This window comes from Tenacibaculum sp. Cn5-46 (assembly GCF_022347705.1).
Lineage (GTDB): Bacteria > Bacteroidota > Bacteroidia > Flavobacteriales > Flavobacteriaceae > Polaribacter > Polaribacter aiptasiae.
Genome location: NZ_JAKRGD010000003.1, coordinates 223509 through 243591 on the forward strand (window position 1 = coordinate 223509; position 20083 = coordinate 243591).

Annotated in this window: 20 protein-coding genes; 9 read left to right on the top strand and 11 right to left on the bottom strand. The window is 29.6% G+C overall.

Annotated elements, in window-relative coordinates:
* The first annotated feature begins 40 nt into the window (after positions 1 to 40).
* The 3 genes from MHN29_RS07690 (at position 41) to MHN29_RS07700 (ending at position 3124) form a co-directional block, all read left to right on the top strand.
* Positions 41 to 907, top strand: coding sequence for a rhomboid family intramembrane serine protease (locus MHN29_RS07690; RefSeq protein ID WP_235273938.1), 867 nt, complete (start codon positions 41 to 43; stop codon positions 905 to 907).
* Positions 908 to 1921 (top strand): endonuclease/exonuclease/phosphatase family protein, encoded by a 1014-nt coding sequence (locus tag MHN29_RS07695; protein WP_150899083.1) that lies wholly within the window; start codon positions 908 to 910, stop codon positions 1919 to 1921. It abuts the gene before it with no gap.
* Between the two features lie 63 nt (positions 1922 to 1984).
* Positions 1985 to 3124, top strand: a complete 1140-nt coding sequence (locus MHN29_RS07700; RefSeq protein WP_235273939.1) for a geranylgeranyl reductase family protein — start codon at positions 1985 to 1987, stop codon at positions 3122 to 3124.
* 70 nt (positions 3125 to 3194) lie between these two features.
* Here MHN29_RS07700 and MHN29_RS07705 read toward each other — a convergent pair whose 3' ends face one another.
* From MHN29_RS07705 to MHN29_RS07720, 4 genes are read right to left on the bottom strand one after another with little or no spacing between them, the layout of a single operon-like run.
* Complete coding sequence (locus tag MHN29_RS07705) at positions 3195 to 4856, bottom strand: ABC transporter substrate-binding protein (protein ID WP_235273940.1); 1662 nt, start codon at positions 4854 to 4856, stop codon at positions 3195 to 3197.
* Positions 4786 to 5298 carry a DUF4442 domain-containing protein gene (locus MHN29_RS07710; RefSeq protein ID WP_235273941.1) on the bottom strand — a complete coding sequence of 171 codons (513 nt, stop codon included), beginning with the start codon at positions 5296 to 5298 and terminating at the stop codon, positions 4786 to 4788. Before MHN29_RS07710 ends, MHN29_RS07705 begins: the two co-directional genes overlap by 71 nt.
* Before the next feature lie 4 nt (positions 5299 to 5302).
* Positions 5303 to 5626, bottom strand: coding sequence for an antibiotic biosynthesis monooxygenase (locus MHN29_RS07715; RefSeq protein WP_235273942.1), 324 nt, complete (start codon positions 5624 to 5626; stop codon positions 5303 to 5305).
* Positions 5623 to 6123 (bottom strand): GNAT family N-acetyltransferase, encoded by a 501-nt coding sequence (locus MHN29_RS07720; RefSeq protein ID WP_175578666.1) that lies wholly within the window; start codon positions 6121 to 6123, stop codon positions 5623 to 5625. Before MHN29_RS07720 ends, MHN29_RS07715 begins: the two co-directional genes overlap by 4 nt.
* Before the next feature lie 129 nt (positions 6124 to 6252).
* Here MHN29_RS07720 and mtaB point away from each other — a divergent pair, with 129 nt between their 5' ends.
* The 5 genes from mtaB (at position 6253) to MHN29_RS07745 (ending at position 10495) form a co-directional block, all read left to right on the top strand.
* The gene (gene mtaB / locus MHN29_RS07725; protein WP_150899089.1) at positions 6253 to 7587 is read left to right on the top strand and encodes a tRNA (N(6)-L-threonylcarbamoyladenosine(37)-C(2))-methylthiotransferase MtaB; all 1335 of its coding nucleotides are present in this window, start codon (positions 6253 to 6255) and stop codon (positions 7585 to 7587) included.
* Positions 7588 to 7941: 354 nt separating this feature from the next.
* Entirely contained in the window at positions 7942 to 8679 is a 738-nt protein-coding gene (locus MHN29_RS07730; RefSeq protein ID WP_150899090.1) for a DUF6438 domain-containing protein, read from the top strand.
* A complete protein-coding gene (locus MHN29_RS07735) occupies positions 8679 to 9344 on the top strand; it encodes a YqiA/YcfP family alpha/beta fold hydrolase (protein WP_235273943.1) in 666 nt (221 codons plus the stop codon). Before MHN29_RS07730 ends, MHN29_RS07735 begins: the two co-directional genes overlap by 1 nt.
* A 33-nt stretch (positions 9345 to 9377) precedes the next feature.
* A complete protein-coding gene (locus MHN29_RS07740) occupies positions 9378 to 10280 on the top strand; it encodes a lytic transglycosylase domain-containing protein (protein WP_235273944.1) in 903 nt (300 codons plus the stop codon).
* Positions 10280 to 10495, top strand: a complete 216-nt coding sequence (locus MHN29_RS07745; protein ID WP_235273945.1) for a hypothetical protein — start codon at positions 10280 to 10282, stop codon at positions 10493 to 10495. Before MHN29_RS07740 ends, MHN29_RS07745 begins: the two co-directional genes overlap by 1 nt.
* Before the next feature lie 7 nt (positions 10496 to 10502).
* On the opposite strand, the gene MHN29_RS07750 is transcribed toward MHN29_RS07745, so the two are convergent.
* Together MHN29_RS07750 and MHN29_RS07755 are read right to left on the bottom strand one after the other, a co-directional pair.
* Positions 10503 to 10703, bottom strand: a complete 201-nt coding sequence (locus MHN29_RS07750; RefSeq protein ID WP_150899094.1) for a YwbE family protein — start codon at positions 10701 to 10703, stop codon at positions 10503 to 10505.
* An 87-nt stretch (positions 10704 to 10790) separates the two neighbouring features.
* Positions 10791 to 10982, bottom strand: coding sequence for a cold-shock protein (locus MHN29_RS07755; protein WP_150899095.1), 192 nt, complete (start codon positions 10980 to 10982; stop codon positions 10791 to 10793).
* 228 nt (positions 10983 to 11210) lie between these two features.
* Between MHN29_RS07755 and MHN29_RS07760 the strand changes: the two genes are divergently transcribed.
* Entirely contained in the window at positions 11211 to 11786 is a 576-nt protein-coding gene (locus MHN29_RS07760; RefSeq protein ID WP_235273946.1) for an XRE family transcriptional regulator, read from the top strand.
* A 41-nt stretch (positions 11787 to 11827) separates the two neighbouring features.
* On the opposite strand, the gene MHN29_RS07765 is transcribed toward MHN29_RS07760, so the two are convergent.
* The 5 genes from MHN29_RS07765 to MHN29_RS07785 all read right to left on the bottom strand — a co-directional run bounded on the left by MHN29_RS07765 (position 11828) and on the right by MHN29_RS07785 (position 19811).
* Positions 11828 to 13645, bottom strand: coding sequence for an alkaline phosphatase family protein (locus tag MHN29_RS07765; RefSeq protein WP_235273947.1), 1818 nt, complete (start codon positions 13643 to 13645; stop codon positions 11828 to 11830).
* Between the two features lie 151 nt (positions 13646 to 13796).
* Entirely contained in the window at positions 13797 to 14474 is a 678-nt protein-coding gene (locus MHN29_RS07770) for a phosphonatase-like hydrolase (protein ID WP_235273948.1), read from the bottom strand.
* Positions 14464 to 15630, bottom strand: coding sequence for a TIGR03364 family FAD-dependent oxidoreductase (locus MHN29_RS07775; protein WP_235273949.1), 1167 nt, complete (start codon positions 15628 to 15630; stop codon positions 14464 to 14466). The genes MHN29_RS07770 and MHN29_RS07775 overlap by 11 nt, the downstream gene beginning before the upstream one ends.
* Entirely contained in the window at positions 15614 to 16882 is a 1269-nt protein-coding gene (locus tag MHN29_RS07780) for a DUF5690 family protein (protein ID WP_235273950.1), read from the bottom strand. The genes MHN29_RS07775 and MHN29_RS07780 overlap by 17 nt, the downstream gene beginning before the upstream one ends.
* A 79-nt stretch (positions 16883 to 16961) precedes the next feature.
* Positions 16962 to 19811, bottom strand: a complete 2850-nt coding sequence (locus MHN29_RS07785) for a TonB-dependent receptor (RefSeq protein ID WP_235273951.1) — start codon at positions 19809 to 19811, stop codon at positions 16962 to 16964.
* Positions 19812 to 20083 lie beyond the last annotated feature (272 nt).

Genomic DNA, 20083 nt, shown 5'->3' on the forward strand with positions numbered 1-20083 from the left:
AGTATATTGAATTTCAATTAAGAAAAAGAGTATATAAGCAATGAACATATTAGACAACCTAAAATATCGATTTAAAAATGCTGGTATAGTTGAACAACTTATTTATGTAAATCTAGCTGTATTTTTACTAGTTTTTATAAGTAATACCTTTGGTTTTTTATTTAAGTCTAATAGTAATTTCTTTATAGAATGGTTTGCTTTACCTGCAAATTTTGATGAGTTTTTATCTAAACCTTGGACTATTGTTACTTATGGATTTCTGCATACAAGATTTCTTCATATTCTTTTAAACTTAATAGCCTTATTTTTTATAGGAAACTTATTCAAACAATATTTCACTTCTAAACAATTACTTAATTTTTACTTTTTAGGTACAGTTTTCGGGGGTATTGTTTTCATTAGTAGTTACAATTTTTTTCCTGGACTTCAAAGTGTAGCAAACAATAGTGTATTATTAGGAGCTTCAGCAGGTATTTCTGCTATTTTTATAGGTATTGCAACATATATGCCTAATTATGAAATAAAGTTCCCTTTAATTGGCTTTGTCAAACTATGGATATTAGCTTTTATTTGGGTTGCCATTGATATTATTCAGATTCCTGCAGGAAATGCTGGTGGTCACTTAGCCCATATTGGTGGTGCCATTTTTGGTTTTTTATATGTAAGTAGCGCTAGTAACAAAGAATTAGGAATTTTTAAATCTTTTAGAAGCATTTTCAAGAAGAAAGAAAGACCTTTAAAAACCGTTTATAAATCTGGTAAAAAAACTTCTACTTCTAGATTTTCAAGCAACAAAACAAATAATCAACGTGAGATAGATTCTATTCTTGATAAAATAAGTAAGTCTGGTTATGATACTTTAACTAAAGAAGAAAAAGAATTTTTATTTAAACAAGGAAAGAAATAAATGAAGAAATACTCTATTTTAAATAAGCTTTTATTTTTTATCAATTCAGTGTTAGCGGCTGTTTTGTTATTCTCGTATGCTCTTCCTTTTATATCTCCTAAAACTATCCCTGCTGTTGCAGTGTTTAGTTTATTTGTTCCTTTATTAGTTATACTTAACCTTTTCTTTTTTGTATACTGGCTTCTTAAACTTCATAAAAACGCTTTATTATCCTTATTAATACTGCTAATAGGATGGTTTGCCTCTCCTCCATTAATTAAGTTTTCTAATAAAGAAATCATCTTAAATAATGATTTAAAAGTAATGAGTTACAATGTGCGTCTGTTTAATCATTACAAACACGAAGATGATATTACTACCGAACAACAGATTTACGAGTTTATTAATAATGAGAGCCCTGATATAATAGCAATGCAGGAGTTTTATCAATCTGAATTACTCGATATTAAACTTCCATATAAATACATTAAAACAAAATCTAAAACCAATCAATTTGGATTAGCTATTTATTCTAAATACCCTATTGTAAACTCTGGTTCTTTAAACTTTAAAAATAGCGCCAACAATACTATTTTTATTGATGTAGTTAAGAAAAAAGACACCATACGTATTTATAATGTACACTTAGAATCGCTAAAAATAAATCCTAAAAAAGAAAACTTTGGAGAGAAAAACTCAGAGCGTTTATTTAAGCGTTTAGCCAATGGTTTTGAAAAACAAGTAGATCAAACAGAGCTTATTTTACAACACGAATATTCTTGGAAAGGGAAAAAAATTGTTTGTGGCGATTTTAATAATACTGCTTATTCTTGGGTTTATAACAAACTCTCTAAAAACAAAAAAGATGCTTTTATCGCTTCTGGAATTGGTCTCGGAAAATCTTTCCGTTACATATATCCAATGCGTATTGATTTTATTTTTACTGATAAAGCTGCAACTATAAATCAGTATAAAACTTATAGCGATATAAAACTATCTGACCACTACCCTATTATGACACGTTTGCACTGGTAATTTATATGGTTTTGTTTAATAAAAACTGTATTTTTACCAATACCATAAACAAATATAAATTCTATGAATCATTACGATGTTGCAGTAATTGGTAGCGGTCCGTCGGGAGCTTCAACAGCATTTCATTTAGCCAAACAAGGCATTTCAACAGTTATTATTGAAAAAGAGACTTTACCTCGCTATAAAACTTGTGGAGGTGGTTTTGTATATAGAGGTAGAAAAGATTTACCTTTTGACATTACTGAAGTAGTAGAAAAAGAATTTCATACAGTTGATGTTTATTTAGGAAAGAAACTTCATTTTAAAACCCATAGAGAAAAGCCAACCATTTCAATGGTAATGCGCGACTCTTTTGATAATTTAATTACTAAAAAAGCAAAAGAATTTGGTGCTACTTTATTAGAAAACCACAAATTAAAAGGCTTGTCTTTTGATAATAATGTGATTACTCTTGAGACTTCTCAAGGAAATTTAACAGCTAACTTTGTTATTGCAGCCGATGGTGCTTTAAGTCCAACAGCTAAGTTAGCCGGATGGAAAGAAGATACGCGTAAATTAATTCCTGCTTTAGAATATGAAGTAGAAGTTTCGGATGAAGATTTTGAACGTTTATCGAAAGAAGTTCGTTTTGATATTGATGCTATTCCTTTTGGATATGCATGGAGTTTTCCAAAGAAGAATCACTTATCCTTAGGTGTAGCTTCTGCTAGAAGAACTAAAATTAATTTAAAAAAGTTTTACAAAGAATATTTACAAACTTTAGGAATTAACAATATCGTTAGTGAATCTCAGCACGGTTTTCAAATACCTGTAGCTCCTCGTACTGATGGTTTTGTAAAAAACAATGTATTCTTAATAGGTGATGCTGCTGGCTTTGCTGATCCAATTACAGCTGAAGGTATTTCAAATGCTATTTACAGTGGTAAGTTAGCTGCTGAGGCTATTATTGAAACTAATAAGAATCTTGAGTTAGCTGGTAAGTTATATGAAGAGAAATTAGAGAATACATTATTACCAGAAATTAAAACTGGTTTATGGCTTGCTAAATGGTTTTATGAGCAAAAAACAATTCGAAACTTATTGTTATCTAAATACGGACAACACTTTAGTGAAGCTATGGCTGATGTTTTTCATGGAGACAGAAACTATCCTAAAGATGTAAAAGCAAGTATAAAGAAGAAAATTAAAAGTTTAGTTTTTTAATAAACTAGCTTCTATTTTAATATTTAATAAAAAAGTTCAACAGTTTAAAAATCTACTGTTGAACTTTTTTCTATTGCTTACTTACCTTTTTTAGATTCAATAAATCTATTGGATTAATCCCCAATCCTTTTACATTTTTCTGTGAAAAACGAATTACTTCGTCATAATACAAAGGCACAATTGGAGCTTCTTTTATAATAATACTATCCATTTTTTGGTACAATTGATAGCGTTTATCAATATTTACCTCTTGAATAGACTGTTCATACAACTCATCAAATTTCTCATTCTTAAAATGCGTATAATTTGGTCCGTTTGGAGTAAAATTTTTACTATAAAACAACGAAACATAATTCTCCGCATCTGGATAATCTGCTATCCAACTTGCTCTAAAAATTGGCAACTTACCACTCGCCTTTCCTTGACGCAATGTTGAAGGCGGAATTACATCAACCTTGGTATCTAAACCTATTTTTTGCAACTCTCTTTGGATAAACTCACATAAATCTAAATAATTGCTATTGGTTGTTATGGTAATTTGTGGAGTATTATTTCCACTTATTGCTTTATACTCTTCTACCAATTCCTTTGCCTTTTGTGGTTGGTATAAATATCCTTCTTGATTATTAAACGATGGTAATCCTTTAGGAATAAATCCACTTGTAGCAGGTGTTCCTATACCATTTCTCAAATAGGTAATCATTTTTTCTCTATCAAACCCGTAATTAATAGCTTGTCTTATTAATTTAGACTGAGTTGGCAAACTTTTTTCTCCATCTAAATAAATTCCTAAATATTCTGTATTTAAGTAAGAACCCGTTTGCATGATTATTTTATCGGCATATTTCTCTTTTAAGGTTCCATCTGTGTTTAAAATATCATCTTTATATGAAGCATCTAAACTCTTCATAAAATCGATATTCCCTTGAATAAACTGTAAAAACTCACTTTGCTTATCTGGTAAAAAAGTAACAGCTACAGCTTCTAAATACGGTAATTGCTTTCCTTGCGCGTCTTTTTCAAAATACAATGGATTTTTTCGTAATACCAACTTGGTATTTTCCACCCATAATTTAAATTGAAATGGTCCTGTTCCTATTGGATTGGCTCTAAACCTATTTCCAAAATACTCAACAGCTTCTTTTGGCACTACCGAACAGTATTTCATCGCTAATAAACCTAAAAATGGTGGAAATGGCTGTTTTAAATTTATGGTAAAAACAGAATCGTTTTTTGCTTGAAAACTATCAACATTTTGCAATACCCAACCTCCTGGAGAAACTACATTTTTATCTAATAGCCTATTAAATGAATATTCAAAATCTTTTGCTTTTACTGTTCTCGTAGAATCTTTACCAAATAGTTGATGCTTATGAAAATATACATTATCTCTTAAGGTGAACTCATAGTTTTTCCCATCTTCAGAAATTGTCCAACTCTTAGCAATTGCTGGTTTTACATGTAAACTATCATCTAATTCAACCAGTCCATTATACAACTGATTAACTGCCCAAATATTTCGTTGATCTTTAGCAAAAGCTGGATCTAATGATGTAATATTGGAATGTTCGTTATAACGAAAAACTTGTTGATCGCTAAACTTACTTTCTTTTTTTGAACAAGCATAAAAAGCTAGTAAAAAGAATCCTAAAACAAGAAAGTTATTTTTTCTTTCTTTTGTTTTTATAATAATTTTTATCGGCAATGTATATGGTTTTAGATACTTCTGCATAAACCGTTGAAGCATCTTTATTAGTTATTTTAATTTCTTTTATTAAATCTATTTCTTTTTCTTCTTTTACTCTTTTTTTTATCTCTGCTATTTCTTCTTCGGTAAAAGTAAAATCTACATACGAATTTTCTTTGGCTGGTCGCTTAAATTTTATTTCTGCTTTTTTATCCCAAACCACATACGAATCTTCTAAAATATTAATCAATTGTACCATGAATACTGGATCTGTAGCTGAAAACAAACTTCCTCCAAAAATAGAACCTACATAATTTCTGTTTTTATAACTTATAGGTATTTTTACTTGTACACTTAATAAATCATCTGATACACTTAACACTTTCCCTGTTGATCTACGATACATAGGAGAAATATTAAATCCATATTTGAAGATGGTACTCTTCTTAAAAAACTTTTTTAAAATTTTTGATATTGCTGCGTACATCTAATTAATCCTTATTTTCAAATCCATATTCTCGTTCTACTTTACATATTCGTAATTGATATTTTTTATACCATTTTTCTCTTCCTATTTCTCTAGCTTCAGAGTGTTCAATATTGTTTTTCCATGCCGTAATAGCTTCTAAACTTTTCCAATAAGAAACCGTTATACCTATTTCTGCTCTAGCTGACTCAATTCCTAAATAACCTTCTTGTTGTTTTGCTAGAACCTCCATTCTTTCAGCCATCTCACTATAACCTTCTAAATTATTTGTTAGAATTGTTGTAAAAATCACAGCATAATAAGGTGGAGTTAACGAGTCTTCTATCATAATATCAATTCATATTTTGTTTCAGGTAAACCAATATCGTCGCTAACAAATTTCTCTACTTCTTTAAAATTAAATCGTTTTAAAATTTTAGCTGAAGCAATATTTTCGTCTACTACACAACCTATCAGTTTTTTCATTCCTACTGATTTGCAATAGTTAATTAAAGATTCGCAAATCTCTGTAGCATAACCATTCCCCCAATATTCTTGTATAAATCGGTATCCTATTTCATCATTTCCTTCTTCATCTTTTACCAATGCAACTGTTCCTATAAACTCTTTGTCTGATTTTCGTTCAATAGTATAAATCCAAAAATCATTTCCTTCTTCATCATACTTCTTTATCAAGTCTTTAAGTTCGATTTCGCATTCAGAAAGCGTTTTAACCTCCCCTGTTGCATATTGTAATACTAATGGATTACTTTCTAATTTAAAAAAGCCTTCTAAATCAGATAACTCTAATTTTCTAATGACTAATCTTTCGGTTTCAAAAATCATGAATAATATCGTATTTTTGCAAATTGTAAAACTGAATACATACAGTTTTAATAACATAAACTATACGAACTTCTAAAAAATTAAAGACTTATACAAGGTTTTTATTTTTTATTAAGGATTGAGAAAAGAATGAATGCAGATAAAAGAGTAGCTTTTTACACTTTAGGTTGTAAATTAAATTTTTCGGAAACTTCTACCATTGCTAGAAACTTTGTAAATGAAGGTTTTGAACGTGTTGAATTTGAAGAAAAAGCAGATGTGTATGTAATTAATACCTGTTCGGTAACCGATAATGCCGACAAACGTTTTAAAAGTATTGTAAAATCTGCCTTAAAGAAAAACGACAATGCTTTTGTTATTGGTGTTGGATGTTATGCACAATTGAAACCTGAAGAATTAGCTGCAGTTGATGGTGTTGATTTAGTTTTAGGTGCTACTGAAAAGTTTAATGTTACTAGTTATATAAATGACTTAACTAAAAACGATATTGGTGAAGTTCATTCTTGTGAAATTGAAGAAGCTGATTCTTATGTTGGTGCCTATTCTATTGGCGATCGTACTCGTGCTTTCTTAAAAGTTCAAGATGGATGCGATTATAAATGTACTTATTGTACTATTCCTTTAGCTAGAGGTATTTCTCGTTCTGATACTTTAGAAAACGTAATGAAAAACGCCAAAGAAATTTCTGAAAAAGGCATTAAAGAAATTGTTTTAACTGGTGTTAATATTGGTGATTATGGTAAGGGTGAATTTGGAAATAAAAGACACGAACACACCTTTTTAGAATTAGTTAAAGCTTTAGATACTGTTGAAGGAATTCATCGTTTACGTATTTCATCTATTGAACCAAATCTATTAAAAGATGAAACAATAGATTTTGTTGCAAACTCAGATACTTTTGTTCCTCATTTCCATATTCCTTTACAATCTGGTAGCGATACTTTGTTAAAGAGGATGAAGCGTAGGTACTTACGTAAAGTATATACTGATAGGGTTACAAAAATAAAAGAAGTAATGCCTAATGCTTGTATTGGTGTTGATGTAATTGTTGGTTTCCCTGGTGAAACTGATGAATTATTTTTAGAAACATACAACTATTTAAGCGAAATGGACATTTCTTATTTACACGTTTTCACATATTCTGAAAGACCTAATACAGAAGCTGTTGAAATGGATGGAGTTGTTCCTAAAAATGTTCGTGCAAAACGTAGTAAAATGCTACGTGGTTTATCTGTAAAAAAACGTAGAGCTTTTTATGAAACTCAAATTGGAAATACGTTAACGGTATTATTTGAGAGCGAAAATAAAGAAGGATACATCCATGGTTTTACTGAAAACTACGTAAAAGTAAAAACTCCTTGGAATCCTGAGTTAGTGAATACTTTACATACAGTTACTCTAACAAAAATTGATGAAGATGGTATTGTCCGTTTCGATTTTGTAGAAAACAGTGTTCTTAATTAAACTTAATGAGTTTAGATAATTGGGCTTTTCTCTTTAAATGCTTTTTTTCCTTAGGAATACTTTTCTTTATTGTTACTTTCTATAAAAATAGAATTGATATTATTAGAAGTATAAAACCCAAAAGTGTTAAACATTTTTTCGGTATCGAATCATACTCTAATTTCTTAGACTTTTTATGCGACGTATTTATTCGACGTAGAACCCCTATTCTAACAACTACCATAAACTTCATCCTTTTATTCATATGGCTTCCCGTATGGCTAATTGATAAAAAGTTTAATTTATTTATTTTTAATGATAAAAAATAGTTTAATTTTAAGCTATAAATGATATTAATTGATTTTAAATAAAATTATGAGATACCTACTATTATCTTTTTTAGTTTTTGCATTAGCTTGTAACGCTCCAAAAAAGGATAACAAAAGTAACGTAGAAGAAAAAGAAAACGTTGTAAAAGAAGAAGTTAAAAAGCCTGAAATTATTAATAATGAATTAATTCTTGTTCTAAAAGACCCTCAAAAAGTTAAGGATGCGAAAGCATTAGTAAACAATAGCGGACTTACTTGGAACAATTTAATTTTTGATCAAAAAGATTTAAAAATTGCTTTAATTACTGTTCCTAAAGATAAAGTTGACTTTTGGATACAACGTTTGGAAGAATCTGGTTCTTTTAAATCTGTTGAAAAAAATAAAACAGTTAGCCTAAACAATATTAAAGAAGAGTATGAAAATAGATTATTATCTATGAGAAAAACTCCTTGTTTTGGCGATTGCCCAGTTTATGAACTATCTATTGACAAAGACGGTAATGTAACTTACAACGGTATTCAATATGTTAATGAAAAAGGAAAGCATGAGTTTAAACTTTCGGAAGAGCAGTTTAATAAACTTACTAAAATGCTAAACGAGGGAGATTTTGATAGCTTTAAAGACGTATACGACAATGAACGTATTACCGATTTACCTAGTACTTTTATTACCTATAAAGGAAAACAAATAAAAATTCGTTTGTGGAATGATATTCCAGATGCATTAATTAACGTACACGAATACATTGAAGGTATTTTACTAGATAAAAAATTCTTTAACTAATGGCAAAAACTCATGTGTATTTTATTCCCGGTTTAGCCGCAAACATTAAAATATTTGAGTATCTTTCTTTATCAGACGAACATTTTGAGCTTCATTATTTAAGTTGGATATTACCAAAATCACTAAATGAAACTATTGAAGAATATGCACAAAGAATGTGTGCTAATATTCAACATAAAAACCCTATATTAGTAGGAGTATCTTTTGGAGGTGTTATGGTGCAAGAAATGAGTAAGCTCATTAACTGTAGAAAAGTTATTCTTATATCTAGTATAAAAACCAACAAAGAACTACCCAAACGCTTAAAAATAGCTCAAATAACAAGAGCTTATAAGCTTTTCCCTTCAAACATTATAGCGAATATTGAAAGCTATGAGCATTATTTCTTTAATGATTATTTAAAGAAAAGAGCTGAATTGTATAAGTTATACTTATCAATAAGAGATAAAGACTATTTACAATGGGCTATTTACAATGTATTACATTGGCAACAAGAAGAGCCTTTAAAAAATGTAATTCATATTCATGGAAATAAAGATGAAGTATTTCCTGTAAAACACATAGAAAATTATATTGAGGTTGAAAATGGAACCCATATTATGATTCTGAATAAAGCAAAAACTATTTCTAAAATATTAGAAAAGGAATGCTTTTTGAATACTTAATACCAAAGTAACTTCAACAAAAAAATAAAAAGGATGAATAAATCAATACGATTCTTATCACTTACTACAGTCGTTTTTGTAGGAGTGTTATTTACGAACACCATTAGTCAATCTAATGAGCCAGAAGTTAAAAATGTAGCGGAAAGTTATGAAATTAGAGCTGTTAAAGTTCCAAAATACATGGAATTGGCTGGAGAACGTGTTCCCTTAGAAAGAGCAGATATTAAAGAGCGAATGGATCGCGAGTTACTTGTTAATACTTACTGGCAATCAAACGGATTATTATTAATAAAAAGAGCTAACAAGTTTTTTCCTATTATAGAACCTTTACTTAAAGAATATGGTTTACCTGACGATTTTAAATATTTATGCGTTGCCGAAAGTGCTTTAATTAACATCCCTTCTTCTAAAGGTGCTGCTGGATATTGGCATTTTATGCCAGCAACTGGACGTGAATACGGATTGGAAGTTAACAGAAATGTTGATGAGCGTTATAACTTAGAAAAATCGACAAGAGTTGCTGCCGAATATTTAAAAAAGGCTAAGAAAAAATTAGGTTCTTGGACACTTGCTGCAGCAGCTTACAATGCTGGAAATGGGAGAATATCGCAACGTATGAAGCAACAACAAGTAAGTGATTATTACGATTTACTTTTAAATACTGAAACAGGTAGATATGTTTTTAGAATTTTAGCTTTAAAAGAAGTGATGTCGAATCCTAAAAAATATGGTTTTGTATATGACAAAGAAGATCTTTATACCTTCCCTGACACTTATGAAATTAAAGTAGACACTGCTATAACAAATATTGCTAGTTTTGCTAAGACTTGTGGTGTGACTTATAAAGATTTAAAGTTGGTAAATCCATGGTTAAGAGAAACAAAACTTAACAACAAAAGCCGTAAAGAATATACACTTAAAATCCCTATTCAATAATGAAAAAAATATTACCTATTATATATATAGCTATCGGTATTTTTATTCTTGTTAACACTTTTTTTAAGTTTTCTCAAGATTTAGAAAGTTACCGAGTTATTTTAAATTTTAGAACCGAAAACAAGTATATTTTTGTACTTATTAGAATATTATTTGCTGGATGGTTTTTAATTGATGGTGTAAAAAAGCTAAAACAGATTAACGAAGAAGAATAGTTTAGTTTTAATTATCGATTATATTTTTAACTCTACCTACAATTCCTGATTCTAATTGCACTTTAATTCCATGGGGATGATTTGACGATTTCGTTAATATTCTCCCTACAATTCCTGCAGTTAATTCTCCGGTTCTTTGATGATTTTTTTGAACAACCTCAACTTCTAAACCAATCATTATATCTTTTCTATTTCTTCCGTCTTTCATTTGATTCAATTAAAATATAAAAATAAGAAAGCCTATCAACTATGATAGGCTTTTCTCATTAAAAAGTTTACTCTGGTAATCTATATATTATAATACTCTTACGTTAACAGCGTTTAATCCTTTTCTTCCTTCTTGTAATTCGAATTCTACTTCGTCGTTTTCACGGATTTCATCAATTAATCCAGAAACGTGTACAAAATGTTCTTTGTTTGTTCCTTCTTCAACGATAAATCCAAATCCTTTTGACTCGTTGAAAAATTTTACAGTACCTTTATTCATTATAAAAAATTATGTGTTGTTTGCTTAAGTGCCTACAACTTTTGCCAAAGGTACTGCCATTTTTTCTATTTAAACCTAATTTATTGATTTTATTATAATTATTTTATTCACATAAGTTTCTTGAAAAGATTTAGCGCTTTATTTACTTGAAGTAAAATTTTTACTTTTTAAAATAAGTACTCTAAATATTCGTAGTTTTTATTTACATTTAATTTTCAAAATTACTCTATGAATAATTTTTTAATAGGTATTGGTAAACGTATCAAAACCATCAGAAAAGAACAAAAATTAACCATTAGTGAAGTAGCTTCAAACGCGGGTGTTTCTAATGGTTTGATTTCAAGAATAGAAAATGGAAGAACTATTCCTTCTTTACCTGTTTTGTTAGAATTAATTAGTGCTTTAAAAATTGATGCTAGTACTTTTTTTAGAGGGATTGAAAATTCTCAAACTGCCAATTACATTCACATTTCAAAAGACCAACAACAACTTATTGAAAAAGAAGTAGAAGCAGAAGGTTTTACCTATCATCATTTATTTAGTAAAAGTTTATCTGCTATAGGTTTTGAAGCTGTTATTTTAAACATTAAACCAAATTCTAAAAGAGAAAAGGTTATTACTGATGCTTGGGAATTTAAATTTATTATTAGTGGTGAATGTACCTATTTAATAAATAATGAAGAAGTATTAGTTTCTGAAGGAGACTCTCTATATTTTGATGGAAGAAATCCTCATGTACCTATCAACAAATCTGATAAAGATTGCACCATGCTGGTTTTATACTTTTATTCTGAAAATAAATAGGCAGAACTCTTTTGAATTCTACCTATTTTAAAAATTTATTTTTAATTATTTAAACCTGGCCATGTATTGTTATTTACAGGCTTGGGATATCCTGAAACTGCACTATCTGTTATTTTACTATACTTTATGTAAGTATTATTATCTAAAAAGAAATAACAAAATGTCGAGTTCCAATCTACAGCAGCAGTAATTTTAGTCTTATAATCTCCTAAACCTGGCCATGTACTATTATTTATTGGTTTTGGATATCCAGAATCAACTTCATCATTACTAATACTATATCTAATATAGGTTCCATCATTTAAAAAGAAATATGCCTTACTATTATTCCAGTTTAGTGCTGCTATTATTTTATTTTTATATGGTTCTAAACCTGGCCAATTTCCATTTGTAATTGTAGTTGGATACCCTGAATCTACTGAATCTGAATTCATATCGTAACGTATATATCTACCATCATTCAAAAAAAAGTACCCTTTATTATTATGCCATTTAAAAGCTGCGCTAATTGCTTCTTTGTACGCTTCAAGTCCTGGCCATGAACTATTATTTGTTTCCTTTGGATATCCATTATCTGATTTATCCAGTGTTTTATTGTAACGCACATACTTATTATCGCTTCTAAAAAAATAAGCTCTGTTATTTATCATATCATTCCAATCTAACCCCGCTATAATTTTGGAATTATTTAAAGCTACCGAACCACTTTGTCCGTTTAACATTAATGTATAATTAACACTTCCATCAGAACTTAAATCTGTATACAAACCTTGTGACGCTGAAATAGAACTTAAGAATGAATTATTCTTATAAATTTCAACATTACCTGATGAATTAGAACTCCAATAAATTGTATTTAAGTTATGCATCATAACCTTTCTAACTCCAACATTACCAATTAATGAAGTACTGTTTAGTTGCCATTCTTTTTGAATTGAAATACCTAAATGGGTTAATACTGATGGTACTATAGCTGTTTGAGCTACATAACCATAAATTCCTTGATAGTTTTTATTTGGAATTGTAGACACTGAAGAAGTAAACTCTTCATTTCCCACTTTATTCATTCCTACAAATATAGTTTTCTCTTGAGTAGTTTGTCCTCCATGGTTATATCCACCACTCCCTCTACCATGATCGGTAACCACCATAATTAACCAATCTTCATCAGTTCTTTTTTCAATTTCAGCTACAATTCTTCCAAATTGCTCATCTGCTTTCATTATTGCTTTGTTATATGAATTACCAAAACCTAGTGAATGCCCTACTCCATCTACATCATCTAAATGAACAAAAACGAAATCTGATTCTTCATTTTTAATCGCATGAATAGCTCCTATTACACTGTTTTCATCTCCTCCACTCTTAGAATGATAATCGATAAAATTTAATTTATCTCTAAAAAAGTCATGAATTGGAGCCCAAGTAACTACACTTGCTGTTTTTAAATTTGGCTTAGAGTTTTTAATTAACTCAAAAACACTCTTTACCTTAGATTTGTTTGATGTACTATTATCAGCTACACCATGTTTGTTTACCCAAACTCCTGTTAAAATAGTAGTCCAACCTGGTCCACTACTTGTTTTTTGCTCTGATGCTGTTTTATCAATTCCGCCAGCATAAGCTTTCACAATATTTAGCTTATCTAAGTTTGGTGTTGATGTTTCTGAAATTTTCTCAAACTGAATACCATCAAAACCTACAACCAAAACCTTCTTTTTTAGCGATGATTTTGATGCAACATTTTTACTCGATTTTTTTTGTTTAGAAGTTATCTCTTCTAATCCGTTTTCCTGACAACTTGTAATTGTTAGTGCAAAAGTTAAAGCCAAAAGCTTTAAAAAATAATTTGTTTTCATAAAAAAAAGTTTACTATTAGTTAATTTATTATTTAAATATATACTATTAGTAAACTTTTGAAAACCTATTTTATGAATATTAATCTTATAATAATCTAGCTAACATTTATTTTAATTTTCATAAACAAATGTTTTACAATTATTTAAACTATCAAAAAACTTCATTAATAGCTGTTAACGAATTTAAAATATAGGTTGGTTTTTCTTCTTCTAGTTGTTCTTGAGTTTGTGCTCCAGACAATACACCTATTGTTATTCCACAACCTGCATTTTTTCCTTCTGCTATATCTATAGCAGAGTCACCTGCCTTTAAAACTTTAGAAGCATCTGTTATATTAAACAACTCCATTGCTTTAAAAATCATATCTGGATGAGGACGTCCTTTTACTACATCGCTTGCTGTTATAAGGGCATCATAATGTATCTTTTCATCCCATTGTAGTTTTTCCAATAATAAAGTAGCTACTTCTCTATTATACCCTGTATTTAAAACTACTTTTATACCTTCTTCTCTAAGGTTTAATAAAACTCTTTGTACTCCTTTTATTGGTTTTACTTCTAAATCTTTATAAGCTTTATTTAGTAAGACTTTGAAAGCTTCAAAAATGGTTTCAGATTCTATTAATTGATTTGGTTTTCTAAAATTCAATACATCTTTTATTGCCTGATGTTTTTCTTTCCCAGCTCCTAATTTTAAAACTGTAGGTAAATCTACATCAACTCCATATTCATTTAACGCTTTATGTAACGTTTTATAAACTACATTTTGTTCATCTACTGTTGTTCCTGCCATATCAAAAACAACCATTTGTATCTCTTTATTTATCATATACCAAATTAAATACCTTATTAATTTTTTCTTTTGAAAATCCAGCGCTACCTGTCATACCTTTTCCTCCTATACCTGTTACTATATGTATATTATCTCCTATAGTGTATTCAAAAATATCTTTGGTTTTACATTGACTATAAAATCCTGCCCAACGATGCTGGATTTCATAGTTTGGTAGCTCTATAATTTTCTTTGCTTCTTGTAGCATAAAACTGTCTATTTCTTCTTTTAAATCGAAACCTAAACTATCAATATTCTTTGCATCTGCATATTCATGTGAATCGCCTAATATTATAGATCCGTCTGTAGCTTGCTTAAATAATATGTGTACTCCATATTTCTTTTCAAAGCTATTTGGATCTTCTTTCGATTTGATTAGATTCCATGATGGACATTCTTCAAAAGCTTCATAACGTCTAATAGTTAAACCTGTTAAAATAGATCCATTTAACTTGTAATTACCTTGTGGTTTTGTTTGCATCATTTGTAATTTAGAAACTACTAAATCACTTTCATTATAAATTGAAGGGTATAAGGTTTTAAAATCTGATCCATTACATATCAAAATTTTCGATGCTTTATACGCTTCTCCATTTGAAGATGTTACTTGTACTTCTCCATTTATTTCTTCAGTATTTATTACCGTGGTGTTGTAACAAACTTGAATACCTTGCTCTTTCAAAAAAGAATGCAATTGTAAAATCATTGTTCTTGGTTCTACCGTTACTTCTTGAGGAAAAAATAAACCTGCTTTACAATAATCACTTCTCAAACCGTCATACTTATTTAAACATTGCTGTTTTGTAAATAGTTCAGATGTATAGTTATTTTGCTTATTAATTTCATGAAGTTCTTCTATCAACTGAACCTCTTCTTCATTTGACGCTAGATATACTGTTCCATTTTGCCTAATGGTAATATCAAATTCTTTTTGAATTTCTTTATAAATAGCTAAACTTTCTCTTCCAAAATTTTGCCATTTCTGATTCATTCCTGAAGGAACTACTTGTCCAAAATTACGTACTGTAGCTCCATTCGGTTTGGCATCTTTTTCTAAAATTATTACCGATAGTCCTTTTTTTGCTGCATGATATGCGTGGAAAGTTCCTAAAACTCCACCTCCTACTACAATTAAATCATATTTGTTGTTCATAAATTAATTCTTGTATTTGTATTGGTTTTTTATATTTTTTTCTAAAAAATTGAAAACAATAAGTAGTTATTATTAGTCCTATAAATGCTAAAAAGTATAAAGCTGTTATAAAAAAGCTTAGCCAAGAAATATCACCTTTTCCAAAGTTTTTATATAGTAAAATGAGTATACTCCCCAAATAACCGAATGCATCTGCTATATATATTAAAAACCCTACGTTTCCTTTAATTTTAAAAGTTGCTATCATTCTATCAAAGAAAATTCCATTGAATGGTACATAGCAACTATACAAACCTAATCCTGAAATCGTCATCCATACTAAGGGAGAAATTAATGACTGCTGAAATAATAAAGTTGAAATAATAATTGAAATACAGCCAATCATCAATACATAATGATAATACATAAAAGCTTTAAAGTTTTTAGTTACACTCCCTATAAAACCTAAAACTATTAGTACTGTTATTGCTATTGGTATTTCTGATATGCTATAAATTGACGCGTCTTCATACCCTAATGCATCCCAAATTTCTCTAGCAAAATTGTCTCTAAAATCTCTAATAGATGTCAATAGCATAAAGAAAAGAACTATAAGAATTAATGGAATTGCAAACTTTCTAAATAACCTCTTTCTTTCAGTTTTATCTAATGGTTTTCTTACTGTTCTAAGTAATTTATCTTCTTTTGTTGGTTCGGGTAATCTTTCTAATAACCAAGCAAAAAAGATTAATGGAATTATAAAAAATCCTCCTGTTATAAAAGGCATCCAATACTCATTAAAGTGAAATATATCTAAAACTATTTTACCTACAGATTTTACAGCGCCTGAAGACACGATAAAGCTTGATGATAAAATAACTCCCAATAACTCGGTAGCTTTTCTTCCTTCTAAATAGGAAAATACTATTCCCCAAATCATCCCTAAAGGAAGTCCATTAAAAAATAAACATACTATATTATAAGGAGCAGGAACTGTAGCAAAACCTAAAAGAGCTAATTCAGCAAAAAGAATAAAACCTATTAAAAACAATATTCTTTTTGAGCTTTTCATCTCAGCAATTATTTTAATTCCTATAAACTTAGATAGTGTATACCCTATTACTTGAGCTATTATGAGTAATATTTTATAATCTATTCCTATGAATGATTCGTTAGCAAATGTTGCTACCGTAAATGGTTTCCTAAATGCATACATACAGAAATAAGTCCCGAATGCGGCTATGGAGGCTTGTAATAAAAATCGTAAACGCATATTTTTTTATTTTACAGAACAAGCTCTCAAGTATTTGAGAGCTTTGTTTTTGCATTTAATTCAAATCTTCACTCATAGCTTATAGACTAAACTTCACACCAATATTTCCTTTAATACCGTAGTATTCTACTTGTTTAGGACGATCCTCTGTTTTCCCATAGTGATAAATTAGAGGATTGTTTAAAATGTTATTTACATCAGTATAAATAGTCCAATTTTTCCCTATTTGATACGATGCAGAAAAATCTAAGGTATTGTAAGTTCCATAATACACATCATCGATATCTCTTTCTCCAAATCCAATAGCATAGCTTCCTTTATGATTGAATGCTAATCTTGTATTAAAACCTCCTTTTTCAAAGAACAATTGAGCATTAAATAAAGTTCCTGCTTGGTATGGAGTAGATACTTTTCTACCACTTGGCTTTGTCATCTCAGAATCCATAAATGTTACATTTACTTGTGTTCCAAAGTATTTTAAGAAACCTGGTAAGAAATCAAAACGCTTATTTATTCCTAATTCCATACCTGCAATCCAAGCGTCAGCACCGTTTGTTGGTGTACTAAATTCCACTCCCGCTTGTCCATTATAAGTTCCTTGATAAGTATCATTAAATACTGGATCTTTTATTGATTTATAGAAAAAACCTGCATTGATTACTCCTACATTTTTAAAATAATACTCTCCTAACAAATCGAAATTCCATGAAAATGTTGGATTTAAGTTTGGATTCCCTCCTTTAAATTCATTGTCGAAAGAAATAAAAGTTCCAGATGGTGAAATGTCTCCAAAATTTGGCCTTGAAAAACTTCTTGTAGCTGCAAAACGAATATTCATATCCTTTTTTGGAGAATATTTAATATGTAACATTGGTAATACTGCCCAATAACTTTTCGTATTCATGGCTTTGGTTAAAACATTGTTTTCAACAACATACCCATCTACTTTTGTTTCTGTTTTTGTAGCTCTTAAACCTCCTAAAATAGTCCATTGTTCAGACGCTTTTAAAGTTCCCATACCATAGAATGATAAATGAGTTTCATCTACATTGAAGTTTCTACCTAAACCACTATTAAATTGTAAGGCTGATGAATCTCCCGGTAAAACTGATAAATTAGCTTGGTTTGTTATCCAAAAGTTTTTCATTCCAGCTTGAGATAACACTGGACTAAATGTTGATTGAATATTAGACCCCATTTCTTTTAAGAAATCTGCCTTCCCTGGTTGATTCATTAAATACTGTGAATAATCTGATAAAACTGGGGTAGCTCCTGCTCCTGACCATCCATAATACAAATCTTCAAATGTTGCTCTACGATCTTTATCTCTAAACTTTGTTCCTACTTTAATTTTAAAATTATCGTTTACAGTATGTTCATAATTTAAGGCAGCTACAATATTATCTCGCTCTTTAATTGAAATTTTATATAACTCTAAATCAGAAAAAGACATTTGTGTTGCATCCATTTTAAAATTTGGGTCACTAAAGAAACCAAATAAGGCGTCTGTATCATTATAGTCTAACAAACCTCCATCTGCTTTCCAATATGCTCTATCATCTCCTGCTCCTCCATTGGCTGTTGGTCTATTATCTAAGTATGTTGGTTTTATACCAATACCATCTTGTTTAAACTTAACTACATAATAACTTTTATCTTTTGCTGTAGGAATGTTTCCATATCTAAATTCATTTGAATAAGAAGCAATACTCCAATCAAGCTTACCATTTGTTAATGAATGCTTTCCTCCTAGCTCTCCACCAAACATTTCTGTAATAAGTTCATTATAAATATTTTGTAATTCTACTCTAGCTGTATTGGTACTTGAATCGAATTTATCAAAACGAACTCTATGCTTGTAATGTGTTTCTGTATCTGATAACGTACCATAAACCCCTCTAAAGTACATTTTATGATCTGGTGTAAAATTATATTCCATAGCTCCATTTAAACCTGTTGTTATTCTTACACCATTATAGTCTCTTAACTCCATTCTAAACACTCCTTCATCCCCTTTTCTACGAGCTTCAAAATTATCTGTTCCCCAGTTTCTATTCCAATAAGATCCATTGATAATAAAACCAAACTTTCCATCCTTACTTTTATTACCATAAGTTAACGACGCGTTATAAATTGGTTTTCCAGATTTATCGTTATAACCTCCTCCAACGTTTATACTTAAAATTTGTTTAGTAGGAGCCGTTTGCGTTATAAAATTTACTCCTCCTCCAATTCCATCTGCTTCCATATCGGGAGTAAATGCTTTTGCAGCTTGCACATATGATATTAATTCTGAAGGAAAAAAATCGAATGCTGTAGCTCTTGAAGTAGTTTCTTCTTCAGCAGTTGGAATTCTATTTCCGTTAATAGTGGTAGATGTCCAAAATGGTGGCAATCCTCTTACCGATACAAAACGTCCTTCACCTTGATCTCTTTCTATAGATAATCCTTGAATACGTTGTACAGTTTCTGCAGCATTACGATCTGGTAATTTACCTATACCATCAGCTGCAATAACATTCATAATACTCATCGATTTCTTTTGAATACTTAATGCTTTAGCTTCGCTATTTCTTCGTGTACCACCACTAATAATTACTTCATCTAATTCTTGTGAAGAAGAAATTAATGCTACAACTCCTATATTTTTTTGAACTCCTTCCTCTAAGGATACTTTTACTTTTTTTGTTTGAAAACCTATATATGATATTTCCAATTCGATTTCTCCAATATCGACTTTACTCAAGACAAAGTTTCCATCAATATCTGTATTTACTCCTTTTGTAGTTCCTACAACTACAACACTAGCTCCTGGAAGTGGATAACTTCCATCGCTAACTACCCCAGTAATGGTAGATTTTTGTGCTAAAACAGCAGTACTTATAAAAAGAACAAGTATTGTACTTAATAAAAGTTTTAAATAATTCATTTTGTTTAGTTTTACAATAGTTAAATTTAATCACTACAAATCACCATATAATTTTACTATTTGTAAACTTTTTAATATTAAGAAAACTTTTAGAGAAAGCTATTTTAGCGTAATAGAATTGTTAAGTGAAGAAAGTAAACTTTAATTTATTGTAAATAGCTGTTAATTTATAAATGAGGCTAAAAGGATTTTATTATGCCTACTTTCCTTTTATATTAAGCTATTATCAAACTATACTAAAACAAAAAACTCTCAACTTTAAAAGTTGAGAG